This window comes from Agrobacterium tumefaciens (assembly GCF_005221325.1).
In the GTDB taxonomy this organism is placed as follows: domain Bacteria; phylum Pseudomonadota; class Alphaproteobacteria; order Rhizobiales; family Rhizobiaceae; genus Agrobacterium.
In genome coordinates, this window is sequence record NZ_CP039889.1 from 289,364 (window position 1) to 312,530 (window position 23,167).

A 23,167-nucleotide genomic window follows, 5' to 3' on the forward strand; every position below is an offset into this window, starting at 1 on the left:
CTGATAAACAAATGCATTCTAATATTACCGCAGCATCGCCCCTCAACTCACAACGGGAAATTTGCTGTACAATCGCGTCGTTTGCGCTATTCATCCGACGTAACATCTCGCGGGAGAATAGCTTGATCGACCTCGGCTACAATGAACGGCGTCTGCTCGAGATTTTGCGCGGCAAGGGTGGCATGTCCCGTATAGAGCTGGCGCGCGAGATGGATGTGTCGGCACCGACCCTTACGCGTCTGACATCCAGCCTTCTTGAATCCGGCCTCATCATCGAGGCTGAGGAAGCGCGCAACGACGGCAAGCGTGGGAAACCGTCTACCGCGATCGAGATCAATCCGAACGGCCTTTTCACAATCGGGGTCTACTTCAATCCGGATGACCTGCGGGTCTGCATCGCAGATCTCAATGGCACGATACGGCACGAAGTCAGATCTGACCTGGAGGACTACAGCTTCGAGCACATCATGGAGACGGCGAAGGCCGCCGCACGCCAGGCGCTTGAAAAAGCAAAGGTCAAAAAGAAGGATGTGCTTGGCTGCGGCATCAGCTTTCCGGGCCACTTCAAAAGAGACCGTGGCCATGTCTTCCGCATCAGACAATTCGAGAGCTGGCATGACATCGATGTCGACAAAGACTTCCAGCCCTATTTCGATTTTCCGGTCTTTCATGAAAACGACGGCAATACCGTTATTCTCTCGGAGCTTTATTATGGAGCGGGCCGAAGCATCCGTAATTTTGCAATGATCTGGCTCACATATGGCATAGGCGGAGCGGTGGTGGTGCAGCGCCACCTCTATCGCGGGACGAACGGCAATGCGGGTGAGTTTGGCGGCCTGTTTCCAAAACCCCATGCGCGTCCTTCGGGACAGGACCTTTGCGACACTCTGGCCGCTCACGGCATGGACATCAGGCGTTTGAAGGATATTGATGAAAGTTATTCCGATCACCCGGCCGTGGCTGCCTGGCTTGAAAGGGCGACGGACCAGCTTCGTTTGCTCGCACTGACCGTTGCCCGAACGATCGACCCCGGTGCCATCATTTTTGGCGGATCGCTACCCGACTGGATTCTTGAACATATCGTGCAGCGCATCGGCTCGCTTGAAATGCTGGGCGAGGATTTTTTCGTCGAGCCCCCGGAAATACGCAAATCGATGATGAGCGACCTACCCCATCTCGGCGCCGCCAGCATACCGATCTACCGCGCCACAACGCCAAGCTATTATTCCGGCCGGGCGCTGAAGGGTTGGGCCTAGCCGCTGTTAGACAGCAGCCTTCTTACCCAGTAACGGATTAAGTTGACGGCTGTCTGCACCTGTGGAGCGAGCGCGCCTAGAGAAAACCTACCTGCCGGCGTCTGTCCCCATTTGCGCGGGCAAAAATTCCCGGAGCGACACCGTTTCTTTTGCGGAAAGCTGTGCTGAATGCGCTGGCGGATTCATAACCGATCTCCTCCGCGATATGATCGAGGGACTTTACACCGCGCATCAGCGCGTCTCTGGCGAGCGCCATCCGCCAGCGGGCCAGATATTCGATCGGCGCGCAGCCCACCATTTCAAGGAAGCGCGCCGAGAATGCCGAGCGCGACATGCCAGCGATCCCCGCCAGTTCCGCAACCGTCCAGCCCGTACGGACATCCGCATGCATGGCCGATAATGCACGCGCAAGCCCTGGCAAACGCATTCCCTTCACCAATCCCGCAGGAATTGCTTCATTGCCAACGTCCGGCTGGCGCAGCGCCTCGACCAGAAGAACCTCCAGCATGCGCCGGATGATCAGTTCCTTGCCCGGATCTTCACTTGCGCATTCCTCAGACAACAACTCGATCAGCCGCGCCAGCCGGGATGCCCCCTTTTCCGCGGCCGGCACGTAGATCAGACCGGGCATCAGCGACAGGAGAAGCGAAGCGTTGATACGTTCAAACGTGAAGCTTCCGCCCAGCGCGAGAAAATCGGGCATCCCCTCCTGCTCGCCATGGCGGACGGGCTGATCTTGCGGTTCGACCGGAAGACATTCCACATCGGTCTCACTGCAAAGCGAAAAAGCGGGCGTCGTGGGCAAAAGCAGGAAATCGCCACGTTCCAACCGGAGAGGATCACGGCCTTCCATCATCACCCAAGCCGCACCGGCCAGAACAAGCGCAAAACCCGGTGCATCATGGGCGCGATAGCGCACTCCCCATCTGCCCTTGCCGGAAATCGGCTTCGAGACGGCGGCGCTGGGTCGCAAAAGGTCGACGATATCGCTCAAAGGATCCATATTGGACGATCAATAACAAATAATAGCCGTTTGAGCATATATCATCTAATCACGACCGTCTATCTCCTGCGCATCAACAAAGGAGATTTAAGATGACCAACACCATCCTCATTACCGGCACGTCGTCGGGTTATGGCAAAGCGATTACCGAACTGTTCCTCGCACGCGGCTGGAATGTTATCGCGACCATGCGGCGCCCGGGAGCTGCCCGCTTCGCCGGCGATAACGGCCGGTTGCGGGTGCTGCCGCTGGATGTGACGGACGAGGAGAGCATTGCAGCGGCGGTTGATGCCGCCGGCCCGATTGACGTTCTGGTGAACAATGCGGGCATCGGCATGGTCGGCGCCTTTGAGGCAACGCCGATGTCGGCAGTTCGCACGATCTTCGACACCAACAGCTTCGGTGTAATGGCCATGACGCAGGCTGTCATTCCGCAGATGAGAAAGCGCCAGTCCGGCAAGATCATCAACGTCACGTCCAGTGTTACGCTTGCTTCTTTCCCGCTTGCCGCCGCTTACACCGCCAGCAAGCAGGCAATCGAGGGTTTTACCGGTTCCCTCGCGCATGAACTGGCTCATTTCAACATCAACGTGAAGCTGGTAGAGCCAGGTTACGCCCCGACAACCGGTTTCACGAACAACGCCATCCTGCCGCTTGAGCAGCTGCTTCCCGATGATTACGCGGCCTTCGCAAGGCCAGTTCTCGAGGCTTTTGCCACACCGGCTTTGACGACCCGTGAAACCGATGTTGCCGAAGCGGTGTGGGGCGCGGTGCATGACACGTCGGGGCAGCTCCATTTTCCAGCAGGCGCGGACGCCGTTGCTCTGGTCCACAAAAACTGAGGTTCAGAGAACAGCAAGATGCTGGGTGTCTCAGAGCATCCGGCATCTGCTTTTCAAAAAGTTCACCCAATTTCGGCCTGCACTTATCCAGCAATCTCCGGCCAGAGCCCTTCCGTCACCGTCATCAGCGCCGGCGTTCCCACAGCGACCCACGGAATGCCACTGCCGGGGCGGGTTCCGATACGGACATCCAGGCCGGCTTCCCGCGCGAGAACGAAGCCGCCGGCGATATCCCACATGGTCGTCAGCTTCTGTAGATGGCCGTCGAAGATGCCGCGTGCGGCAAAGGCGAGACCGATCGACGTCGAACGGATGGATTCCACCACCCAGCCCGCATGCCGGAGCCCTACATTCAGAGCAGCGACTTCTTCCGCATCGGCGGCGGCGCTGTCGCCAAGCGACATGACCTGCACATCGTCGAAGGGTACATGGCGGGCAAGTGGTTTGCCGTTCAGCATCAGTCCGGTCCCGTCGGCCGCGGCATAGATATCCTTAAAGATCGGCATGGCGACGACGCCGAGTTCCGGCCGGCCATTGCGCACGAAGCCGAGCGAGATGCCCCAGAGCGGCGAACCGCGCAGAAAATTGGCAGTGCCGTCGATGGGATCGATGATCCAGTAGGCGTCATCGGCCACACCGCCCATTTCTTCGCCCAGCACGGTTTCACCGGGAAAGGCTTCCGCCAGACGGTCACGGACCAGCTTTTCGACCGTGGTGTCGGCTTCCGAGACGAAATCCTGAAGACCCTTCGTCCGGGTGGCAATGGCGTCGCGCGCCTCGAAAAAGCGAAGGGCAAGGCCCATCGCTTCCTCGATGATGGCGACGGCGCGGTCGAGACGCTCGCTCATCGTGTCCACGCCCTGCCCGTCTCGCCGGCGCCCGTCTTCAGCCAGCCGGTGAACGCTTCGACTTCATCGGTCTGGATCGCGCCCACGCCCGCCTCGGCAAGAGCACCCCAGACGGCTTCGGGATCGGACAGCGCCCGCGTATCATTAAAATCAAGGCAATGGGAAACATCGAGCGAGTTGATCCAGAGGCGGATATTCTGACGCTCCATCTCCGCACGGCCTTCGGCCAGATCGGCAATGTCAGTGAATTTCACTTCGATCATCGGCGACTTCAAGGCTTCGATCCGGCGCAGATCCTCGGCGAACCTGCCCTTTCTCACCGGGAACATCGGCATATGCGGGATCTTGCCGAACCAGTCGGTCTCCAGCACCTCGAAACGGCTCGCCTCAGGATCGATATCGGTTTTCACCAGCACCTGATCCTCGACGCCGAGCCGCAGCACGGTTTCCATGACCTGCGGCAGATCGCGGGTGAATTTGGTATCGATATTGACGGTGATCCTGCCGCGCGCCTCTTCCAGTAATTCCTCCAGCGTCGGCACACATTCATCGGTCAGACCAGCGCCGTCACCACCAGCACCGGCCTTCAGCTTCGCTGCGCGAACCACCTCGAAAGGCAGCGCGCTCACGGTCCCTTTGCCCGTCGTGGTGCGGTCAAGCGTTTCATCGTGAATGACGACGAGGCGGCCATCGGCTGTCGCCTGCGTGTCTATCTCGATCATCTCGACGCCGACCGCGACAGCGGCGCGGACGGAGGCGAGCGAATTTTCCGCAGTGGCAGTCCAGAAACCACGATGGGCGATGGTCAGGATGGCTGGATTGTCGCGCGAGCAGAGCGCGAGAACATTGCAGGGAGTGGAGATCTTTCGGGAGGTGGCAAAGGTCTGGTGCATGGTTTTCACTTTCGGACGTTGCAATTACCGGGTTTGAGCGCCCGGATCAGATTTTCCCCATGCCCGCCGCCATCAGATCGTCGCGCAGGATGCGGCCGGCGATGATGAAGACGATGAGTGCGGGAAGAAGCAGGATGAAGGAGACGATGGCGGCGAGCGGCAGCTGCATCGAATAGGGGTCGAGATACATGTAGAGCTTGATCGGCAAGGTCTCGACAACGGGCGCACCAACGATGAAGGACTTGTCGAATTCCTCGAAGCTGCCGATGAAAGACATCAGCCCACCAGCCAGAAGACCTGGCACCGCTAGCGGCAATATGATGTGGAGGACAATGCCGACCGTTCCCGCGCCAAGCGAGCGGGCGGCGTGGATGAGGTCATCGGGAATGGTTTCCAGTGCCGCCGTCATCAGCCGGATCATCAGCGGCAGGGTGCCGACGATCTGCACGAGAATGACCCCCGTTACCGAATAAGCGAGACCGAACAGAAGAAACACCTGCCCGATGCCCACGGCGACAACCAGCCCCGGAATGATGATCGGCGCCAGAATGAAAATCTCCACCAGCCGTTTCAGCCGGAAGGGAAAACGCGCCATGGCCCAGGCCGTGGGTAACGCGATGGCCGCCGTCAGGAAGGTGACGACAATGGCAATCAGGATACTGTTGATCGCGGCGCGGACGAGGCTTGCATCACTGAGAATGCCCGCCCAGCGCGCCGAGGTATAGTGCTCCGGCACGAGAAGCGGCGGCGACCAGCCGTCGGCAATGCTCCACAGGAACATCAGCGCCAGCGGCACGGCGATGGCGAGCGTCAGCGCGCCATAAAGCCCGATGGAGACGAAAATCCTGTCCTCTGGCGTAAAGGCACGGCGACGAGGAGTGAGGGTAGGTTCAATGGTGATAGCGCTCATCATGCGTCTCCGCGGGTTTGGCCGGGGCCGATGCGGGATGTCAGCGAATAATAGAGAATGAGGACGGAGACCGCGAAGAGGCTCAGCACCATGCCCATGGCATAGACCTGATTAAAGCGGCCCTGGTTGAACTCCTGGATCATCAGCACCGAAAGCGGCCGGGCCGTCGGCGGGCCGACGATGTCAGGGATGGCGTAGGAGCCCATGGAGCCGATGAAGGTGAGAAGAATGGCGGCGGTGATGCCGGGCATGGCAAGCGGTATTTCCACGAAGAAGAAGGTCTTCAACCGCGAAGCGCCAAGCGTGCGCGAGGCATAACGGATATCCTCGGGAATGGCGGCAAAGGCACTGGTGATGATCAGCGTCACGAAGGGTATCTGTTTCCAGACGCTGGCGAGAATGACGCCGATGCCCCAGTCATCACGCACGAGCTTAGGCAGTTCGAGCCCGAGCGGCGCGACCAGCCGGTCGAGAAAACCGCCCCTTTCGAAGACGACGATCACCATCAGGCCGACGATGATGCCCGGCACCGCCATCGGCAGCTTGTAAAGGCCGCTGAACAGTTTTCGACCGAGAAAGCTCTTGCGGATCAGAAGCGCCAGCGGCACCGAGGCCGCAAGCGAGACGATGACCGGCATGACGCCGTAATAGATAGAGGTCGTGAGCCCCCGGATCATCGACGCGCGGGTGAAAATCCGCTGGTAGAACATCAGCGTGAAGCCGCCATCCTCCTGCCGGAAACTGCCGATCAGCGCCGAGAGCAGCGGCCCGCCGAAGAAGACCAGAAGATACCCAACACCCGGCAAAAGCAGGAATAGAAGCTGGGAGCGCCTGTTTCGAAGGAGCCCGGCCATCATGCCGCCTCCTCCGCCATCCTGTCATCGAGAAGATGGACCGAACCGGGAAACTGCAGCGCGACCCTTTGCCCGGCGTCAATCAGAGTTTCCGCACCGGACTGGCTGACCCTTATCTGGCGGCCGCCGATCTCGACCGTATAGAGCGCATTGGCGCCCATGAAAGAAACGGCGGAAACCGTGCCGTCACCGGTCTGATCGGCGCGGATGTGGATGTTTTCCGGGCGAACGGAAATCTGCACATTACCGGCCGCCGCCTGATCCAATGTCACGGACTGGCCCCAAGGCAATTGCGCCTGCTGGCCCTCGGCGGATACGGGCAGAAGATTGGTCTGGCCGAGAAAGCCGGCGGTGAAGGCATGTTTCGGCGACCGGTAAAGCTCACGCGGCGTGCCGATCTCGACCACCCGGCCGGCATTCATGACGACAATCCGGTCCGACATCGCCATCGCCTCAGCCTGATCATGTGTCACATAAAGGCTGGTCGCGCCAATGCGGCGGTGAAGCTCGGTCAGCTCGTGGCGCAGCGTATCGCGGAGTTTAGCATCGAGATTGGAGAGTGGCTCATCGAACAGAAGCAGGCTTGGCTGCATGACAATGGCGCGCGCCAGCGCCACACGCTGCTGCTGGCCGCCGGACAATTGCCGGGGCATGCGATCCACCAGCCCGGTGAGATTGCAGATATCAAGCGCATGGGCGATGCGGCGGACCCGCTCATCCTTCGCGACCTTCTTCATCTTCAGCCCGAAGCCGAGATTTTTGGCGACCGACATATGCGGGAAGAGCGCATAGGACTGGAAAACCAAGGCGATGTCGCGCGCTTCCGGCGGCGCCTGATCGATGCGTTTGCCACCTAGCCGGATTTCACCGCCCGAAGGCTGGCTGATGCCGGTGAGGATGCGCAAAAGCGTGGACTTGCCGCAGCCGGAAGGGCCGAGAATAGTGACGAATTCGCCCCGTTCCACGGTGATCGACACGGGATGAAGCGCCCGGCTCGCGCCGTAATCCTTGCTGATATTGCTGATCTCGAGTTCACTCATGACGAGCCTCCCTCATATTTTTTGACCAAGGGTATCCGGACCGTGCTGGCACTTGCGGCCGCACAGTCCGGTGATCCCAACGGCGTTACTGGTTGAGGACTTTTTCATCGAGCGCTTCGGCAAGCGCTGTCGACATGTCCCAGAAAGCCGGCAGCGACAGGCGCGGATAGACGCTTTGCGGCAGAACATGCTCCTGCACGGCCTTCGGCATCAGATCGTTGGTGACATCGGTGCGCGGAGAGCGGGAGGCCTTGTTTTCCAGCTTCCAGAGCTGGAATTCCTTGCTCATCGCCATGTCGATCAGAAGCAGCGCCGAGGCGACGTTCTTCGCATTGGCAGGCACGAACATCGCGTCGCCAGAGCCGACCTGACCCTTTTCCAGAAGCGTGACGCGGAAACTGTCGGGTAATTGCTTGGTGCCGAGGAAGCTCATGACCTGATCTTCCCAGACGGTGCCCATATAAAGCTGCTGGTTGTTGATGAGGTTGAGCGTATCGGCATTGCCGTTGGTCAGTTCGGCCACGGCCAGAAGACGACGATAATAATCCCAGACGGGCGTGAGGCACTCGGACTCCATCGCCCAGTCTTCGGCCTGCTGCAGCGTCTGGGTATAGTCGGTCAGCTGCTTGCGGCAGTCCCCGGTAAGATAATTGAGTGCGACCGAATAGATGAAGCCGCCGCCCGAACCACCCTTGGCCGGCAGGGTGACGCCGAGACGCTTGGGGTTCTTTTCTGCCCAGACGAGAAGATCCTCGAAGCTCTTCGGCACATCCTCGGCTTTCACGAAGGCAGAGTCATAACCGATGGCGGTCTGGTTGAGGTGCACCAGCGGGAAGCTGCCGCCATGCGGCTTTCCGAAAACGGTCTCGGCCATTTCCGGATTGTAATTGGCCATGTTCGGCAGGATTCTCGTCAGCGCAATATTGCCGACGACACCCTTGGCAGACAGCAGCGGATAGCTGCCACCACCGGCGAAATAGGCGTCGACAGGCGAATCCTGCCCTGCCGCCTGTACCGCGATCAGCTGCTGGTTCGCCTGATCGCCCTTCACGTCACTGTACGCGACCTTGATGCCATATTTGGCTTCGAAACGGGTAATCAGTTCCTTCCAAGTATCGGCGAAACTGCCGGCGAAATTATACATCGTTACCGTGCCTTCGGCTTTGGCAGCGGGAACGACGATGTCGTAAAAATTGTCGCGGGTGACCTTGGACAGATCGAAGTCGAGATTTTTCATGTTGCTGTCAGCCGATAGACACGGCGCTGCCGTCGTCGCCAGCGCAAGCGCGGCGATCGCAAGAAATTTCATGCGCATTGAATGGTTCCTCCTCGGGAGCTGTTGTTGACCGACCCCTTATTAATACACTCTAAGTGTAATATTTGTGACAGTCCAGTGAAAAATGCGAGCGCGACCGGATGCTCCATGTTGCCGCCGCCTCGCGCAGCCGTTATCCAAAAGGTCATGACAACAGATCAGACGCCGCACCAAACCTTCGACCGTCAGCCGCTTGCCAGCGAGAATGAGCGTCTCATTCTGGATATCGTGCGCCGCCAGGGTCCCATTGCGCGCGCCTCGATCACCGGTCACACGAACCTGACGCAACAATCCGTACACCGACTGATCGACGGCCTGCTGGAGCGCGGGCTTCTGCGCACCGGCGCACCGCTCAAGGGCACGCGCGGCCAGCCTAGCCCCACCATCGAACTCGTGCCGGAAGCGGCTTATTCGCTTGGCATTTCCATCAACACCGACTCCGTGGTGATCTGCATCGCGGATTTCCGCTGCGACGTGATTGTCGAGGAAAAACTTGCCATGCTTCCGGAAGACCGGGAGAGGACACTCGCCGCATTGGCGCTGGCCCTCGAACGGCTGCTGGCGGAACATGGCGTTCCGCGCGAGCGCCTGCTTGGTCTCGGTTTTTCCATGTCGGGCTTCTTCGTGTCGGAAGACCGCGCGTTTAATGCGCCCGAACCCCTGCGCGACTGGTCGCTGATGGACCTGAAGCCTATCCTTGAGAAACGGTTCCAACTGCCTGTCTGGCTGGAGAACAACGCCACCACCGGCGCGATCGGCGAAAGTCTTCGCGGTGTCGGTTCCTGGTGCCAGACCTTCGCCTATCTGTCCTTCAATTACGGCTTCGGCGGCGGTTTGATCCTCGGCGGGCAACCGTTCCACGGCTTCCATGGCAATGCCGGCGAATTCAGCGGCATATACAGCCCCGATGAATCGCCCAAACGCCCGGCACTGCAATATCTGATCGCCACCCTGCAGAAAAACAGGGTCGATATCCATTCGATTGAAACACTCTATCGACAGTTTGATCCGGCGTGGCCAGGCGTCGAGGAATGGCTGACCGAAACCATGCCGCAGGTGGACCGGCTGGTGGCAAGCCTGATCGCGGTACTTGATCCTCAGGCGATTGTCTTTGGCGGGCAATTGCCGCGTGCGCTCGGCCGCATGATGATCGAACGCACGCACATGCCCTCCCAGCGCGAACACCGTTACGGCGTCGGCCCGAAGGAGGCGAAGCTGGTTCTCAGCGAGACGCAGGGCGATCCATCCGCGATTGGCGCTGCGCTGCTGCCGCTTCGGGTGCGCTACTTCCAGTAGCGGGCAACCCCTACAGGCTGATGTAATCCCGCAACAATCATCACGGAAACGTGAGCCTGATCCGCCCCCCCCGGTTTTTTACGGGTTGGCAGCAAGCGCCCGAAGACAGTAAATATGACAGCAATAGTCATGTTTATATCGACGTGATGCGGTGCGCATATCCCTCGCCCGCCTCTTGCGTCACGCCGATACGTCACCGGGTCGATTGATGAGCAAAGCCCTGTTTGAGGTTCTCGATGCCAAGGAAGAAAACCGCCTGATGCGGTTTTTCCGCCGACGGCTGCAGAACCGTGAAGATGCCGCCGATGCAATGCAGGAAACCCTCCTGCGGGCGCTGGAAGTCTCGCATGCGACGTTCATCGACAATCCGCAGGCTTATCTCTTCCAGATCGCGCGGTCCGTCGCGCGCCTTACGGTCATCCGCCAGTCGCGTGAGAGGCCGTTATTCGTACCCTATGAGGCAGGTCTTGCCGTAGTCTGCGAGGAACCCGGGCAGGAACGGATCGTGGCCGCCCGGCAGCATCTCATCCTGATGGCAAGGGCCATCGAGGCACTGCCCCAACGTTGCCAGCAGGTCTTCGTGCTCAGCCGGCTGCATGGCCAGTCCAATGGCGAGATCGCCGCGCGGCTCGGCATTTCCCGCAACATGGTGGAAAAACACATCATCAAGGCGCTGCTGCACTGCCGTCAGCTCCGCGCACAAATAAAAATGTAATCCGGCATCAGGTGTTCGCATCCTTTTTCACTCTATAAGGGAAAGGGAATATGCAAAGCACGCAAAGAAAACGGCAGATCAGGACATGAATAAGCGCCCGGACGGCCTGAACGACGACGGCTTGACAGATCACGGCCTGGCCGAGGAAGCCGCTCTGTGGGTGGCGCGCATGCAATCCGCAGACGCGACGGAAGCAGAGCGTGAAGCGTTCTATATCTGGCTGCGGGCCGACGCCGCCCATGCCGCCGCCTATGAGGACATGCAACATCTCTGGGGAGAACTCGGCGAGATCGAGCTTGCACCGGCCGAACCGAAAAAACGGCGCGGGCCTCGCGGGGCGATGCTGGCGGGTGTGGCCGGTCTCTGCCTCATCGGACTTGCGGCCCTGTTTGCGGAGAAAAGCGGACTAACGGACCGCTGGCAGGCGGATTATTACACTGAAATCGGCGAAACGCGGATGCTGGCGCTGGAAGACGGCAGCCGCATCAGCCTGAATACCGACACGGCGATTACCGTGCATTATTCGCAAAACGAACGGCGCATCACCCTGCTTCGCGGCGAGGCCTATTTCGATGTCGCGAAAAACCCGGAGCGCCCCTTCATCGTCGAAGATGGATCGATGACGGCAAAGGCGCTCGGCACCCATTATTCGGTGCGCGCCGGCAGCGGCGCGCTGCCGCAGGAGGTGCAGGTAGAGGAAGGCCGCGTCGAGGTGACGACGGATACCGATGTCGCCGTTCTCACCCCCGGCGAAACCGTGACGCTTGGCGACAATGGCAAGCTGCTGCGCGCCCGCAAGGATGTCGCCAGCAGCATGGCCTGGCGTGAGGGCAAGCTCATCTTTTCCAGCCAGCCGCTGCGCGAGGTTCTGGATATTCTCTCGCAATATCGCCGAGGCCGCATCGTCATCCTCGATGAGGCGGCGGCAAAACAGCGCGTATCCGGCATCTTCGACCTGAAGGATACCGATCAGGCACTCACCATTCTCGAAGAAAGCCTTCCCGTCTCGGTGTCGCGGCTTTCGGACATGCTGGTTTTTGTCCGCTCGCGATAAAACGTAATTTTTTGCGGCTCCGACGTCAGGAGGCGGGCTGCCTTTTCACTCTAGTCAATCAGCACCCGTTTTGGCGGGTGGCATGAGATCACGAGTGAGAGGGAATGACATGAATTTGGGCAAGCAGGCACGCGGTTGGTTCTGGCTGACGACGACGGCGATCATCGGGGGCATCGTTGCGGCAGGTCCCGGCGCCAGCGCCGCCAGAGCGCAGACACCGCCTGCCGCAAGCGGTGCGCCCGCAACGGTCACGGTCTCCATTCCCGCCGGACCGCTGGAAAACGCCCTCCTCACCTTCGGCCGTCAGGCCAATCTGCGCATGGTCTATCCGTCCGCCATCACCAAGGGGCGCAGCACGGTTGGCGTCAAGGGCACGCTCAGTGTCCCAGCCGCCGTCAGCGGGCTTCTGGCCGGATCGGGACTGAACTATACTCTGGCCGGCGGCAACACGGTCCGCATTTTCGATCCCGCCAGCCAGGCAGCGGAAAGCAGCGGCTCCGCCGCCGCCGGCACCACCCTGCTCGCCCCCATCACCGTGCAGGGCAATGGTCTCGAAGGCGCCAAGGGCATTCTGGAAAGCAAGGGCTATGTCGGCAAATCCGGCCGCACCGCCACCAAGACCGACACGCCAATTGCCGAAACCGCCCAGTCGATCACCACCGTCAGCCGCAAGCAGCTTGATGACCTGAAGCCGCAGAACCTCTCGGAAGCACTGAACTACACGCCCGGCGCGCGCATCGGCCAATATGGTGCGGAGCCGCGTTTCGATGCCTTCAAGGTGCGCGGCACCGATCTCAGCACCACCGGCATCTTCCGCGACGGGCTGCGGCAGGTCAGTAGCCAGAATGGCAGCGCCCGGCTGGAACCCTATGGCGTGGAAGCCGTCTCCATCCTGCGTGGCCCTGCCGCCTCCATCTATGGCGCAAGCAGCTCCGGCGGCATCGTCGACATCGTCTCGAAGCGCCCGACCGAAGAGACGCTGCGTGAGGTTGAACTTCAATATGGCTCCTTTGGTCGCGTGCAGGGCGCCTTCGATCTTTCCGGCGCCGTCAATGACGACAAGACCATGCTTTACCGCCTGACAGGTGTGGCCCGCGACAGCCGCAACGAAATCAGCACCATCAAGGACGACCGGCTGTTCATCGCGCCCGCCTTCACATTCCAGCCGGATGCCGGCACCAAACTGACGCTGCTTGGCGAATATATGGACAGCACCACCGGCGGCACCTGGGGCTACATCAACAAATATGGCGCGAGCGGCACTTCCATCGGTGCGACATCGGTTTATGGTGGCGATTCCCGTTTTAATGATTTCGAACAAAAACAATGGCGTATCGGCTATGAGTTCGAGCACGAAATTAACGACAACGTCACCTTCTACAGCAAGGCGCGGTATTCCGGGCTTTCGGCCGACCAGCAATGGGTCTTCGCCAATTATCCCGGCATCACCATCGAGGAGAATGAAGGCGTTTCCGCTGATAATTACCTGAAGACCGAATTCGAGACCGGCCCGGCAAAACACACGCTGCTGACCGGTATCGACTTCAGCCATATGTCCTACACCTCGAAACAGGGCAACGGCGCCAGCCCCTTCACCGACACCTTCACCTATGTGCCCGACGTATCGCTGATACTGAAGCAGCGGATGAACACGCTCGGCATCTATGCGCAGGACCAGGTCGAAATCGACCGCTGGCGCCTGACGGCCGGCATTCGTCACGACTGGCTGGATACCGAATATCAGGCCCAGACCGTCGGAGACGCAACGGCCCCCACCTATGACGGCGATAAAACCAAGACGACCGGCCGCGCCAGCCTCGGTTATGTCTTTGACAGCGGCGTGATGCCCTATGTCAGCTACGGCACCTCCTTCGTCGCCAATCCCGGCGTCATCATCACCACGGGAACGGTTACGGGCCAGGCGCAGCCGACGGTCGGCAAGCAATATGAGCTCGGCGTCAAATACGCCCTGCCGCAATATAACGCCCTGCTGAGCGCCGCCTTCTTCAATCTCGATCAGGACAATGCGACGGTCTATGAGACCTCGTCTGGCATCAACCTGCTGCGCCAGCTCGACCTGCGCTCGCGCGGCGTGGAACTCGAAGCCACGGCCTCGCTCGACAATGGCTGGAGCCTCATCGGCTCCTATTCCTATAACGACGTTGAAATCACCAAACTGACGTCGGAAACGGTGGGCAAGCAGCTCAATTCCTCCCCCTATCACACCTTCTCGCTCTGGGCCGATTACGAGTTCCAGGATGGCGCGCTCGAAGGCCTCGGCATCGGCGCGGGCCTGCGTTATGTCGGATCGAGCTTCGGCGACAACCAGCACACGCCCATTCTCGACAATGAGGCCCGCACCTTCGTCGATGCCTCGCTGCGCTACGATCTCGGCAAGGCCCTGCCTTCGCTGGAAGGCGTGAAGCTGCAGATCAATGCCACCAACCTTCTCGATGAGGTCAAGCAGGTGTGCACCACGGGCTTCTGCTATTATGACGAAGGCCGCAAGATCGTCGGCAGCATCCGGTATCGTTTCTGATGCTGCAGAAGAACCCCGTCGCAACAAAGCCGTCGCCGGCCGCCGTCTTCGTGGCAGTCGGGGGGCTCTATGTCGGCCAGAGCGTGATTGGCGGGCTGACCTTTCTCGGCCTGCCGGCGGTGCTCAGAACCGCCGGGCTGCCGCTGGACCAGATCGGCCTGCTTTATCTCGTCGTTCTGCCCTGGGCGTTGAAATTCCTGTGGTCGCCGCATGTGGAGCGTTACCGCCTGCCGCCGGTCGGCAGGAACCGCTCGCGGGTCATCGTCGGCGCTGGCATCACCGCCTGCGCCTGCGGCCTCGCTGTTCTTGCTTTCACCGGCCCGTCGCCGGTTTCCGTCGCAATCGCCATCCTGTCGGTAATCGCGCTGGTGACGGCGACAGTCGACATCGCCTGCGACGGCTATGCGGTCGAAACGCTGGCGGAAGAGCATCATGGCTGGGGCAATGCCGCCCAGGTAGGCGGCTCCTATCTCGGCTCCGCCATCGGCGCCGGCCTGTTTCTGGTGCTGGTGGAGCGCTCCGGCTGGATGAGCGCCACGCTGGTCATGGCCGGGCTGGTCATCCTGCTGGCCCTGCCCTTCCTGTTGGGTCCGGCGGCAAAGACGGTGACGCAGACCCGCGACCACCTGCCATCCATCAGAAATGCGTTGCAGCGGCGGGAAGTCCGCACCGGCCTTCTGGTCGCGGCCGTTTATGTCGCCGCGCAGAAATGGGGGCTGGCGATGCTCGGCCCGTTTCTGGTCGATTATGGCTTTGATCTCGCGACCATCGGCGCGCTCAATGGCGTCGGCAGCATGATCGTCGGTTTCGCCGGCGCGCTGCTCGGCGGTACGCTGGTGCGGCTCTATGGCCCGTCACGCGTGCTGCTGGTCGCCATCTTCGTGCAGACGGCATTGCTATTCGTCTTCGCTTATTTCAGCACCCACCGTGATGTCTCGCAATGGGTTGTCATGGCGGTGGCGGTGGCAAGCTCTTCGGGTATCATGTCCATCGGCTTCGTCGCGCTTTACGCCTGCTTCATGGGCTGGTCTGACCCACGACAGGCCGGCGTCGATTTCACCCTGTTCCAGTGCATGGATGGCATCGTCAGCATGGCGGGCGGGCTGGGGGCCGGCGCGATTGCCGAAAAATTCGGCTATCAGGCCTCCTTCGCGCTGGCCGCCATCGTCTCCCTGCTCGCCGCACCTGTCATCTTCCTGCTGATGCGGCGGCAGCACTCCTAAACGGAAACCACCGGGCGCGGCGGCTTAAACCGCGCCCGGCAGGCCTCTTGCATCGGCCTATTCGACCACCACCGACAGTGCCGAACCGGTATAGACCGGCCGCACCTTCACATTGCCCGCATCTATCGTCGCGAATGTCCCGTTCAGGCCGTTGGCGGAGATCACGTCGAGCCGCGTGCCGGCGGCCGGCGCGCCGCCATCGAAAACGAGCTTCAGCGTAGCGCCGTCCAGCACCGCATTGCCCTTGATCCGAAGCGCAGCCTTTTTCGGATCGACCGCCAGCGTGCCGCCCGACTGCGCATAGTCGCCGCCGATGACAAGATCCGTCTCTCCGCCGAGCGAAAGCGTGCCGCCGCTGACCAGCACGCCGCCGGTTCCCAGTGCATCGGCGGAGGACGCCACCAGCGTGCCGTCCTTAACGATCGTACCGCCGCTGTAGCTGTTGTTGCCGCTGAGCGTCAGCGTGCCACTACCGGATTTGACGAGACGCCCTGCCCCGGCAATATCGTTCGTCCACCGGTCTGCGGCATTGAAACCACCGGCGGCGGCATCCATCGTCACCTGGACATCGCCGTTAAACGCGCCATAACCACCGGCAGCGGCCACCAGATTGATCCGGCCCCAACCATTGCTGTCGTCAAGCAGCGGATAACCGGCCTCGATGCCGGTGGAAAACAGCACGGCGCGCCGCTCTGCGGCATCTAGATAGGGAAGTCGTGTTTCCAGCAGAACCTCGGCCCCCTTCGGCACCACCATCGGCGCATCACCTGCGACCTTATCGCGGCTGAAGGAAAAGGTCATGCGCCGGCGATAATCCGCGCCATTCTTCGCCGCATCGGCAAAACGGTCGACGTCAGGCTTTGAGCCATGGGCAAAATCGATGAGGGACTGGCCCTGCGGCAGGCGTTTGGCGAAATAGGCTTGCACGGCGTCATGCGCGGCCTTCTTCACCTCGGCATTTTTCGGATCCCGCAACATGGCGGCGGCCATGGCGGTTGCCGTGATACGGCCGCCGATCACGTCGAGCGGTGAATGCATGCCGGCGACGATGCGGCTTTCACCCAGTTCGGAAGCCGCCGTCAGCAATTCGGAAAAGCGCTCCGGCACGGCATAGGCATAAGCGATGGCGGCGAGATAGGCGGCATTGGTGTGCCCGCTCGGAAAACCGCCATCCTTGCCACGGCCGCGATTTTCGCGGGCATATTTCAGCGCCGGCACGATGACGCCCGGATCGCTGTCATGGCTTTCGAAGCTACGGTCGCCGATGGTTTCCTTGCCGGTCTCGATCACCTCGCCCTTGTCGTTCATGCGCCAGGGCCGTGGCGTGGAATAGAAATATTTCGCCGGCGATGTCGTGCCTTCGGGGCCGCGGATCACCTTCATGAAAGCGATGAAATCCTTCAGCTCGCTATCGGCCGCACCGGCCTCGGTACCTTTGTCGTCTTCCTTGCGGGTAATAACCTCGTTCGGGTCGAAATCGGCAAGCGTATGATTGATCGTCGTCGTCGCGCCCGCCCCTTCGCGATACCAGCCGGCAAGCGGGCCTAAGCCGTCGATGACGCTGTAACCCTGCGAACGGCGGTCGTTCATATAGGCTTCGACAGCGGCGGCGCGGGTGCGGTTGTTGCCCGTTACGGACAGCACGTAGCGCATGTTTTCCTGCCATACGGCGGGATTGACGATCTTCACATGGCTGAAATCCGTCGGACCATCGCCATTGGCGCCACCATCCGCCCATTTTTGATCGCCGAGTGTCCAGATGCGGTTGAAACCGGAGAGGATGTCGATGATCGGATTGTCCCGATCGTCATAGGCGCGAACCTCCTCGCCTTTGGCATTCTTGCCCGTCTGGTTGCGATAATTGTCGGCAAGCGGCAGCGGATAGGTCGCGGCGGGCTCCGGCACCGTGATGGCATACCCCTGACCCGCCGGTCCGTTGCGATCGAATGCCTGAGCGCCTTGAACGAGAACCAGCAATGCGGCGGAGGCAAGCAGCGTTGCGCGTACAGACGGAAAAGACGACATATTCAGTTTGGCCATGACGAATCCTATGATTTGCAGCGAGTGACGCGTGACGAAAACAGGCGACGCGGTTTTCCGCGCGCCTCGTCATCAGGTTTAAACGGCGCTTATTTCAGTTTTTCGATGGGGCTGATCGAGACAGCGTATGCGGCAATATCCGCCTGCAATGAGGGGATGGATATGCCCGGAGAGAGGCTCCGGGCATGGTCTTCGATGGCTTCGCTTTTCCGGCAAGGCCGGACGAGTGGCGATTATTTCTTGACCGCGACGGCCTCATTGATCTTGGCGATATCGTCTTCCAGAACCTTGTAGGTCTGGTCGAGCGTGAGTTCGCCAACGATCAGCTGACTCATGCGCTGCACGATCTGCTGATACATGGCGCTGCCGCCCTTGGCGCGCTCGAATTCGCGGGCGGCCTGCGGCACGTTCTTCTTGTTGTCGAGGAAGACCTGCATCGCCGCCTTGGCGTTTTCGCTCTTCAGCTTGTATTGCGGATTGGCGATCTCCGCACCCGTTAGGATGACGTAGTTTTCGGCGATTTCCCGCTGCACCTTCTCGGAGCCGAGGAATTCGATGAAGTGGGCCACGTCTTCAGGATATTTGGTGCGCTTGAAGCCGACGATCGCGGTGCCGCCGGGCATGGCGTAGCAGCCAGCATCGCCGCAAGGCGCATTGATCGCGGTCCACTCGAAGGTATCCCCGATCTTGTTCTGGAACGGATTGACCATCCAGTTACCGGCCAGATACGTCACGACATTGCCGTTGACGAACTCGTCACCCATGTTCTTGTATTGCGAACCGCCGGCCGCGCCCCACATTTCCTTGGGAAAGCTGCCATTCTGCGTCCATGAAAAGAGATCGGCGATATATTTCTTGGCTGCATCGTCAGGGAAGCTGAACTTGCCGTCCTTCACATAGGTCGAGCCATAAGAGAAGGCGCCGCCGGAGAAACGGTGGCCGGAACGGTCCATGGTGAAGGGGATCTGCACACCGGTCGCCTTGGCGACACGGGCGGATGCCTCGACGATCTCGCTGAATTTCGCGGTCGGGCCGGGCAAGGGTTCGCCGGCCTGCTCGAACAGCGTCTTATTGACGAAGGGCAGGTTCAGCGTCTGCGACGCCATATAGCCGTTGATCGACTTCGGATCGTTGACATTGGGCAGGCGAAGCTGATCGAGGCTGGAACCGTGCAGTTTCGCGAAGGCTTCCGCATCCTTCATGTAAGGCCGCATGTCGAGATAATAGGGCGCCAGCTGCCAGTCGGTGATCTTGGCGATATCAGGACCCTCGCCCACCGCCAGCTGCACCGGCAGCTGCTTGGAAACCGCATCATAACCCGACGATACGAAATTGATCTTCACATCCGGATTGGCTGCCTCGAACTCCTTGCTGAGCGCAGCCATGCGCTGCACGTAGCCCTGGTCGTCATCCGTAAAAAGAAACGTGATCGTGCGGGTCTCTGCCTGGGCGGCCGAAAGACCGGCGACGGAGGCAAATACAAGGGCGCTTACCCCTGAAAACAATTTCATCATGCTCATCCTCCCAATGAAAACATTTTCACAAACCGAACAAAAGCTCCTCTGCCAAATTCGATTTATAATGTTTTGCGACTTGACAGAATAAACGTCAAGCTGTTTGTTTTGCGTAAATCGCACAAATCGACGCGGAAAAGCGAAGATCAGTTCATGAAAATAATTTCATAATAGATCGACGGGAGGCGATCCATATGACGAATGCAGCATTTGCGGCAAGCGCCTCGCAGCCGACCTATAGCGTCGCCAATGGCGAAACGGTGACGGCCTGGATCGTTTCGGATCTGATGGAAAGATCGTTTGCGGGCACGCCGGCTCCGGCAGAGGATCGGGTCAATTACCGCTTCATCAACGGTTTCGTCGATGTCGGCGACCTGCCCTGCCGCAAGGCCTTCCAGCAGACCATGATCGGCCGCGACATCACGCCCGACACGGATTGGCCGGTGTCGCATCTCAACCTGCCCGGCTCCAACCGCCGCGTCGAATTCACCGGCTTCTGGCACGTTCCCACCCATGTGCAGCGCTGGCTGAAGGGCACCTTCCGCAGCGATGCGGCAAGGCAGGCGCATCTGCGGCTTCGCACCTGCGGCGGCGTTCGCATCTGGGTAAACGGCGTCGAACAGCTGCGCTTCGAACCCTTCATCCGCAATGTCGAAAGCAGCCGTGATGTTACGCTATCGCTTGCGGCGGGCGACAATGAGGTGCTGCTGCTCTGCGAGGACCTGGCGGAGCGCGACATCATCTGGTTCTTCGAGCTCGAGGTCATCGACGCCGTACCGCTGACCGTGGTGCTGCCGGTCCCTCTCGACCGCGAAGAGACGAAACGTCTCGCCGCGCTGGTGCGCGACGTGCACCCCGCCCGCGACGTGTTTTCCGGCAGCGCGCTCGAGCTTGTCTTCGGCGCAGCACCTGCGTACGACCTGCCGGTGTATATCGCTGTCAAAAGCCATGGCCATGAGCGCGCCGCACTCGCCGATGTCAACACCGTGCTGAAGGCCGGGCAATCCTCGCTGACGATCCCCGAGACGATTGGCATCGCGGACGGGTATCATGGCGTCAGGATCACCCTCGGATCGGGATCCGGCACCGTCACCCGCGTCATCGACGCCGCCTTCATGCGCGATATCGCGCCGGAAGCATCCTTCGGCGATATCAACGAGCGGAAGAAGGCGGCCCTCTCCTTCAGCGCCCGTTTCGGCGCCTGGCGGATCGGCCGCGCGCTCGCCATGGTCGCCACCGGCAGCGATGACATCAAGACGATCGGCGGCATCGTTGATGCCACGCTGCACTCCATCGACCGACGCGAAGACTGCTCCGATTTCATCATGATACCACTGCTCTGGCTGGTGCGCGCCCATGGTGACCGGCTGCCGGCGGACATGCGGGCGCGCATCGATGCCTCAATCCTCGGTTATCGCTACTGGGTGGACGAGCCGGGCAACGACGTCATGTGGTTCTGGAGCGAAAACCACGTCCTCTGCTTCCATACCAGCCAGCTGCTCGCCGGGCACTATCGGCCCGACGCCACCTTCACCGCCTCGGGCCGCACCGGCAGAGAGCAGGCGGCGCTGGCAGCGGACCGGCTGGAGCGCTGGTTCGACAGCGTCGAGGCGCATGGCCTCGCGGAGTGGAATTCGGCCGCCTATTACCCCGTGGATTTCATCGGCCTCCTCGCCATCGAACATTGGGCGGGGCCGGAGCTTGCCGCCCGCGCGCGCTACCAGCTTGATCTCATTTTCGAAATGATCGCGCTGCACACGCTCGGCGGCGTTCCCTCCGGTTCGCAAGGGCGAGCCTATGACAAGGAACTGCGCGCCGGGCCGCTGACGGAGCTGGCGCCCTTTGCTGAGGTCGCTTTCGGCATTGGCTGGCTCAACAATGGCGTCGCCTCGCTGCCGATGTTCTGCTGCGGCGATTACCTGCCGCCGGCGCATCTTGCCGCCCTCTCCCAACTCGAGACTGGCCGCATGGTCGAGGCACGTTATGCGCAGGGGCTGGAGCCCGGCAAGCTCGTGCTGTTCAAGAACGAGGCCGCCCAGCTTTCCACCGTGGTGGACCACAAGACCGGCCGCAAGGGTCACCAGCAACACGTCATGGACATCAAGCTTGCCGGCCATCCGATGGCGCGGCTCTGGGTCAATCATCCCGGCGAGGACGATCCCTGGGGTACGCAACGCCCCTCCTACTGGGCCGGCAGCGGCATCCTGCCGCGCGTGGCGCAGCACCGCGATATCGCAATGCTGATCTTCGACACGGACGATCACCGCAATGACTGGACCCATGCCTATCTCGGCCGCGACGGGCTGGACGAGGTGGTAATGGACGGCAACTGGGTCATCACCCGTTCGGGCCGTGGTTTTGCGGCACTTTATGCGACGAACGGGCTTCAGCCCATCACCGCTGGCGCCACCGCCAACCGCGAGATCAGATCGCCCGGCCGCCGCGCCGGCTGGATCGGCGTCATCGGCTGCGGCGACGGGCAGGCGTTCGCCGGCTTCCGAGAGAAAATTCTCGCCACTCAGATCACCTTCGATGCCGAAAACCGGCTGCTCACAGTCACACCACCCGGCGGGCCAGACCTAACGCTCACCTGGGACGGCAGCTTCACCATCGGCGGACAGGCCATGGCCTTTGACCATGACCAACCGCAACCGAAAATCACCTTCGACAGCGCCGATCCCACCTCGGATGGCGCGGCACGCCCCTTTTACTCCTAGCGGAATTGACAGATGACCCAGCCAAGCATGGAAAAAGACACTCTCAGGACGACCATCGACAATGTCGCCGCCGCCTTCAGCCGCCTCAAGGGCATTCAGGAAGGTCTGGTCAGCGGCGGTTCCGATGGCAAGATCCAGTTCGATGAATGGGACTGGGAAGTGGGTGTGGGCCTTTACGGCTTCCTGCGCCGGGCGCTCGCCGCCAATGACCAGAAGGCATTGGACGACCTCGTGACATGGTATGGCTGGCAGATCGACCGCGGCCTGCCGCCGCGCCAGATCAACAGTTCCGCGCCGATGCTGCCGCTCGTCATCCTGACAGAACATGTCGACCGGCCGGATTTCCGCGCGCTGGTGGAAGACTGGGCCGACTGGCTGGTGCATGAATTGCCGAAAACAGAAGATGGCGGCTTCCAGCATGTCGTCAAGGAGCGGTTGAACGAGGGCGAACTCTGGGACGACACGCTGTTCATGGCCTGTCTGTTCCTCGCCCGCGCCGGTGTGGTCTGCAAACGCCAGGACTGGATCGACGAGGCCGTCTACCAGTTCATGATCCATGCGCGGTATCTCTCCGACCCCATCACCGGGCTCTGGTATCACGGCTGGACCTTCAACGGCCGCCACAATTTCGCGGACGCTTTCTGGGCGCGCGGCAATTCCTGGATCACCGTCGCCATTCCCGAGCTTTTCGAGCTGGCGCCGACGCTTGCCGAAAAGGACAAGCGTTTCCTCGCCAACGTGCTTTCGAGCCAGGTGCGGTCGCTGAGAAAATATCAGCGTGAAGACGGCATGTTCCATACGCTGCTTGATGACCCGACCTCGCCGGTCGAAACATCGGCAACCGCCGGCATCGCCTACGGCATCCTGCGCGGCATCGAGGCCGGCATTCTCGGCGAAGAGAACCGGCCGCATGCGGAACGCGCTCTGAAGGCGGTGCTTGGCAATATCGACGATGAAGGCGTCGTTCACGGCGTTTCCGACGGCACGCCGATGGGCCACGATCTCGATTTCTACCGCCGTATTCCCAACCTGCCCACGCCCTACGGGCAGGCGCTGACCATGCTGCTTCTGATCGACGTTTTTCTGAAAAGGCCGAGGGCATCGTGAG

The 23,167-nt window shown here is 60.8% G+C and carries 18 protein-coding genes; 9 read left to right on the plus strand and 9 right to left on the minus strand.

The features are described from left to right. Positions 1-122 precede the first annotated feature (122 nt). Complete coding sequence (locus CFBP5499_RS16260) at positions 123-1,256, plus strand: ROK family transcriptional regulator (RefSeq protein ID WP_080829864.1); 1,134 nt, start codon at positions 123-125, stop codon at positions 1,254-1,256. A 76-nt stretch (positions 1,257-1,332) separates the two neighbouring features. Here the strand turns inward: CFBP5499_RS16260 and CFBP5499_RS16265 are convergent, their stop codons facing one another. Continuing rightward, positions 1,333-2,259, minus strand: a complete 927-nt coding sequence (locus CFBP5499_RS16265; protein WP_080829863.1) for an AraC family transcriptional regulator — start codon at positions 2,257-2,259, stop codon at positions 1,333-1,335. A 92-nt stretch (positions 2,260-2,351) separates the two neighbouring features. On the opposite strand from CFBP5499_RS16265, the gene CFBP5499_RS16270 reads away from it, so the two are divergent. Next, positions 2,352-3,101 (plus strand): SDR family oxidoreductase, encoded by a 750-nt coding sequence (locus CFBP5499_RS16270; protein ID WP_080829862.1) that lies wholly within the window; start codon positions 2,352-2,354, stop codon positions 3,099-3,101. An 83-nt stretch (positions 3,102-3,184) separates the two neighbouring features. On the opposite strand, the gene CFBP5499_RS16275 is transcribed toward CFBP5499_RS16270, so the two are convergent. The 6 genes from CFBP5499_RS16275 to CFBP5499_RS16300 all read right to left on the minus strand — a co-directional run bounded on the left by CFBP5499_RS16275 (position 3,185) and on the right by CFBP5499_RS16300 (position 8,961). Continuing rightward, positions 3,185-3,949: an inositol monophosphatase family protein gene (locus CFBP5499_RS16275; protein ID WP_080829861.1), complete on the minus strand. Its 765-nt coding sequence runs from the start codon at positions 3,947-3,949 to the stop codon at positions 3,185-3,187. Next, a complete protein-coding gene (locus CFBP5499_RS16280) occupies positions 3,946-4,842 on the minus strand; it encodes a glycerophosphodiester phosphodiesterase family protein (protein WP_080829860.1) in 897 nt (298 codons plus the stop codon). The genes CFBP5499_RS16275 and CFBP5499_RS16280 overlap by 4 nt, the downstream gene beginning before the upstream one ends. A gap of 46 nt (positions 4,843-4,888) precedes the next feature. Then, a complete protein-coding gene (locus CFBP5499_RS16285; protein WP_371507029.1) occupies positions 4,889-5,755 on the minus strand; it encodes an ABC transporter permease in 867 nt (288 codons plus the stop codon). Further along, a complete protein-coding gene (locus tag CFBP5499_RS16290) occupies positions 5,752-6,606 on the minus strand; it encodes an ABC transporter permease (protein ID WP_080830237.1) in 855 nt (284 codons plus the stop codon). Before CFBP5499_RS16290 ends, CFBP5499_RS16285 begins: the two co-directional genes overlap by 4 nt. After that, positions 6,606-7,646 carry an ABC transporter ATP-binding protein gene (locus tag CFBP5499_RS16295; protein WP_080829858.1) on the minus strand — a complete coding sequence of 347 codons (1,041 nt, stop codon included), beginning with the start codon at positions 7,644-7,646 and terminating at the stop codon, positions 6,606-6,608. Before CFBP5499_RS16295 ends, CFBP5499_RS16290 begins: the two co-directional genes overlap by 1 nt. An 85-nt stretch (positions 7,647-7,731) precedes the next feature. Further along, a complete protein-coding gene (locus tag CFBP5499_RS16300; protein ID WP_080829857.1) occupies positions 7,732-8,961 on the minus strand; it encodes an extracellular solute-binding protein in 1,230 nt (409 codons plus the stop codon). 147 nt (positions 8,962-9,108) lie between these two features. On the opposite strand from CFBP5499_RS16300, the gene CFBP5499_RS16305 reads away from it, so the two are divergent. From CFBP5499_RS16305 to CFBP5499_RS16325, 5 genes are all read left to right on the plus strand, one after another. After that, positions 9,109-10,257, plus strand: a complete 1,149-nt coding sequence (locus tag CFBP5499_RS16305; protein ID WP_080830236.1) for an ROK family transcriptional regulator — start codon at positions 9,109-9,111, stop codon at positions 10,255-10,257. Between the two features lie 208 nt (positions 10,258-10,465). Then, on the plus strand, positions 10,466-10,972 hold the full coding sequence (locus tag CFBP5499_RS16310; RefSeq protein ID WP_080829856.1) for an RNA polymerase sigma factor: 507 nt from the start codon (positions 10,466-10,468) through the stop codon (positions 10,970-10,972). An 85-nt stretch (positions 10,973-11,057) separates the two neighbouring features. Beyond that, a complete protein-coding gene (locus tag CFBP5499_RS16315; RefSeq protein WP_080829855.1) occupies positions 11,058-12,026 on the plus strand; it encodes a FecR family protein in 969 nt (322 codons plus the stop codon). Between the two features lie 109 nt (positions 12,027-12,135). Next, positions 12,136-14,565 carry a TonB-dependent siderophore receptor gene (locus CFBP5499_RS16320; RefSeq protein WP_080829854.1) on the plus strand — a complete coding sequence of 810 codons (2,430 nt, stop codon included), beginning with the start codon at positions 12,136-12,138 and terminating at the stop codon, positions 14,563-14,565. Beyond that, on the plus strand, positions 14,565-15,788 hold the full coding sequence (locus tag CFBP5499_RS16325; RefSeq protein ID WP_080829853.1) for an MFS transporter: 1,224 nt from the start codon (positions 14,565-14,567) through the stop codon (positions 15,786-15,788). The genes CFBP5499_RS16320 and CFBP5499_RS16325 overlap by 1 nt, the downstream gene beginning before the upstream one ends. Positions 15,789-15,845: 57 nt before the next feature. Here the strand turns inward: CFBP5499_RS16325 and CFBP5499_RS16330 are convergent, their stop codons facing one another. Together CFBP5499_RS16330 and CFBP5499_RS16335 are read right to left on the minus strand one after the other, a co-directional pair. Then, positions 15,846-17,828 carry a phosphatase PAP2 family protein gene (locus tag CFBP5499_RS16330; RefSeq protein ID WP_080829852.1) on the minus strand — a complete coding sequence of 661 codons (1,983 nt, stop codon included), beginning with the start codon at positions 17,826-17,828 and terminating at the stop codon, positions 15,846-15,848. A 233-nt stretch (positions 17,829-18,061) separates the two neighbouring features. Further along, positions 18,062-19,342: an ABC transporter substrate-binding protein gene (locus CFBP5499_RS16335; RefSeq protein WP_080829851.1), complete on the minus strand. Its 1,281-nt coding sequence runs from the start codon at positions 19,340-19,342 to the stop codon at positions 18,062-18,064. A gap of 194 nt (positions 19,343-19,536) precedes the next feature. On the opposite strand from CFBP5499_RS16335, the gene CFBP5499_RS16340 reads away from it, so the two are divergent. Then, on the plus strand, positions 19,537-22,059 hold the full coding sequence (locus tag CFBP5499_RS16340) for a hypothetical protein (protein ID WP_080829850.1): 2,523 nt from the start codon (positions 19,537-19,539) through the stop codon (positions 22,057-22,059). Positions 22,060-22,071: 12 nt separating this feature from the next. Continuing rightward, entirely contained in the window at positions 22,072-23,166 is a 1,095-nt protein-coding gene (locus CFBP5499_RS16345; protein ID WP_080829849.1) for a glycoside hydrolase family 88/105 protein, read from the plus strand. Position 23,167 lies beyond the last annotated feature (1 nt).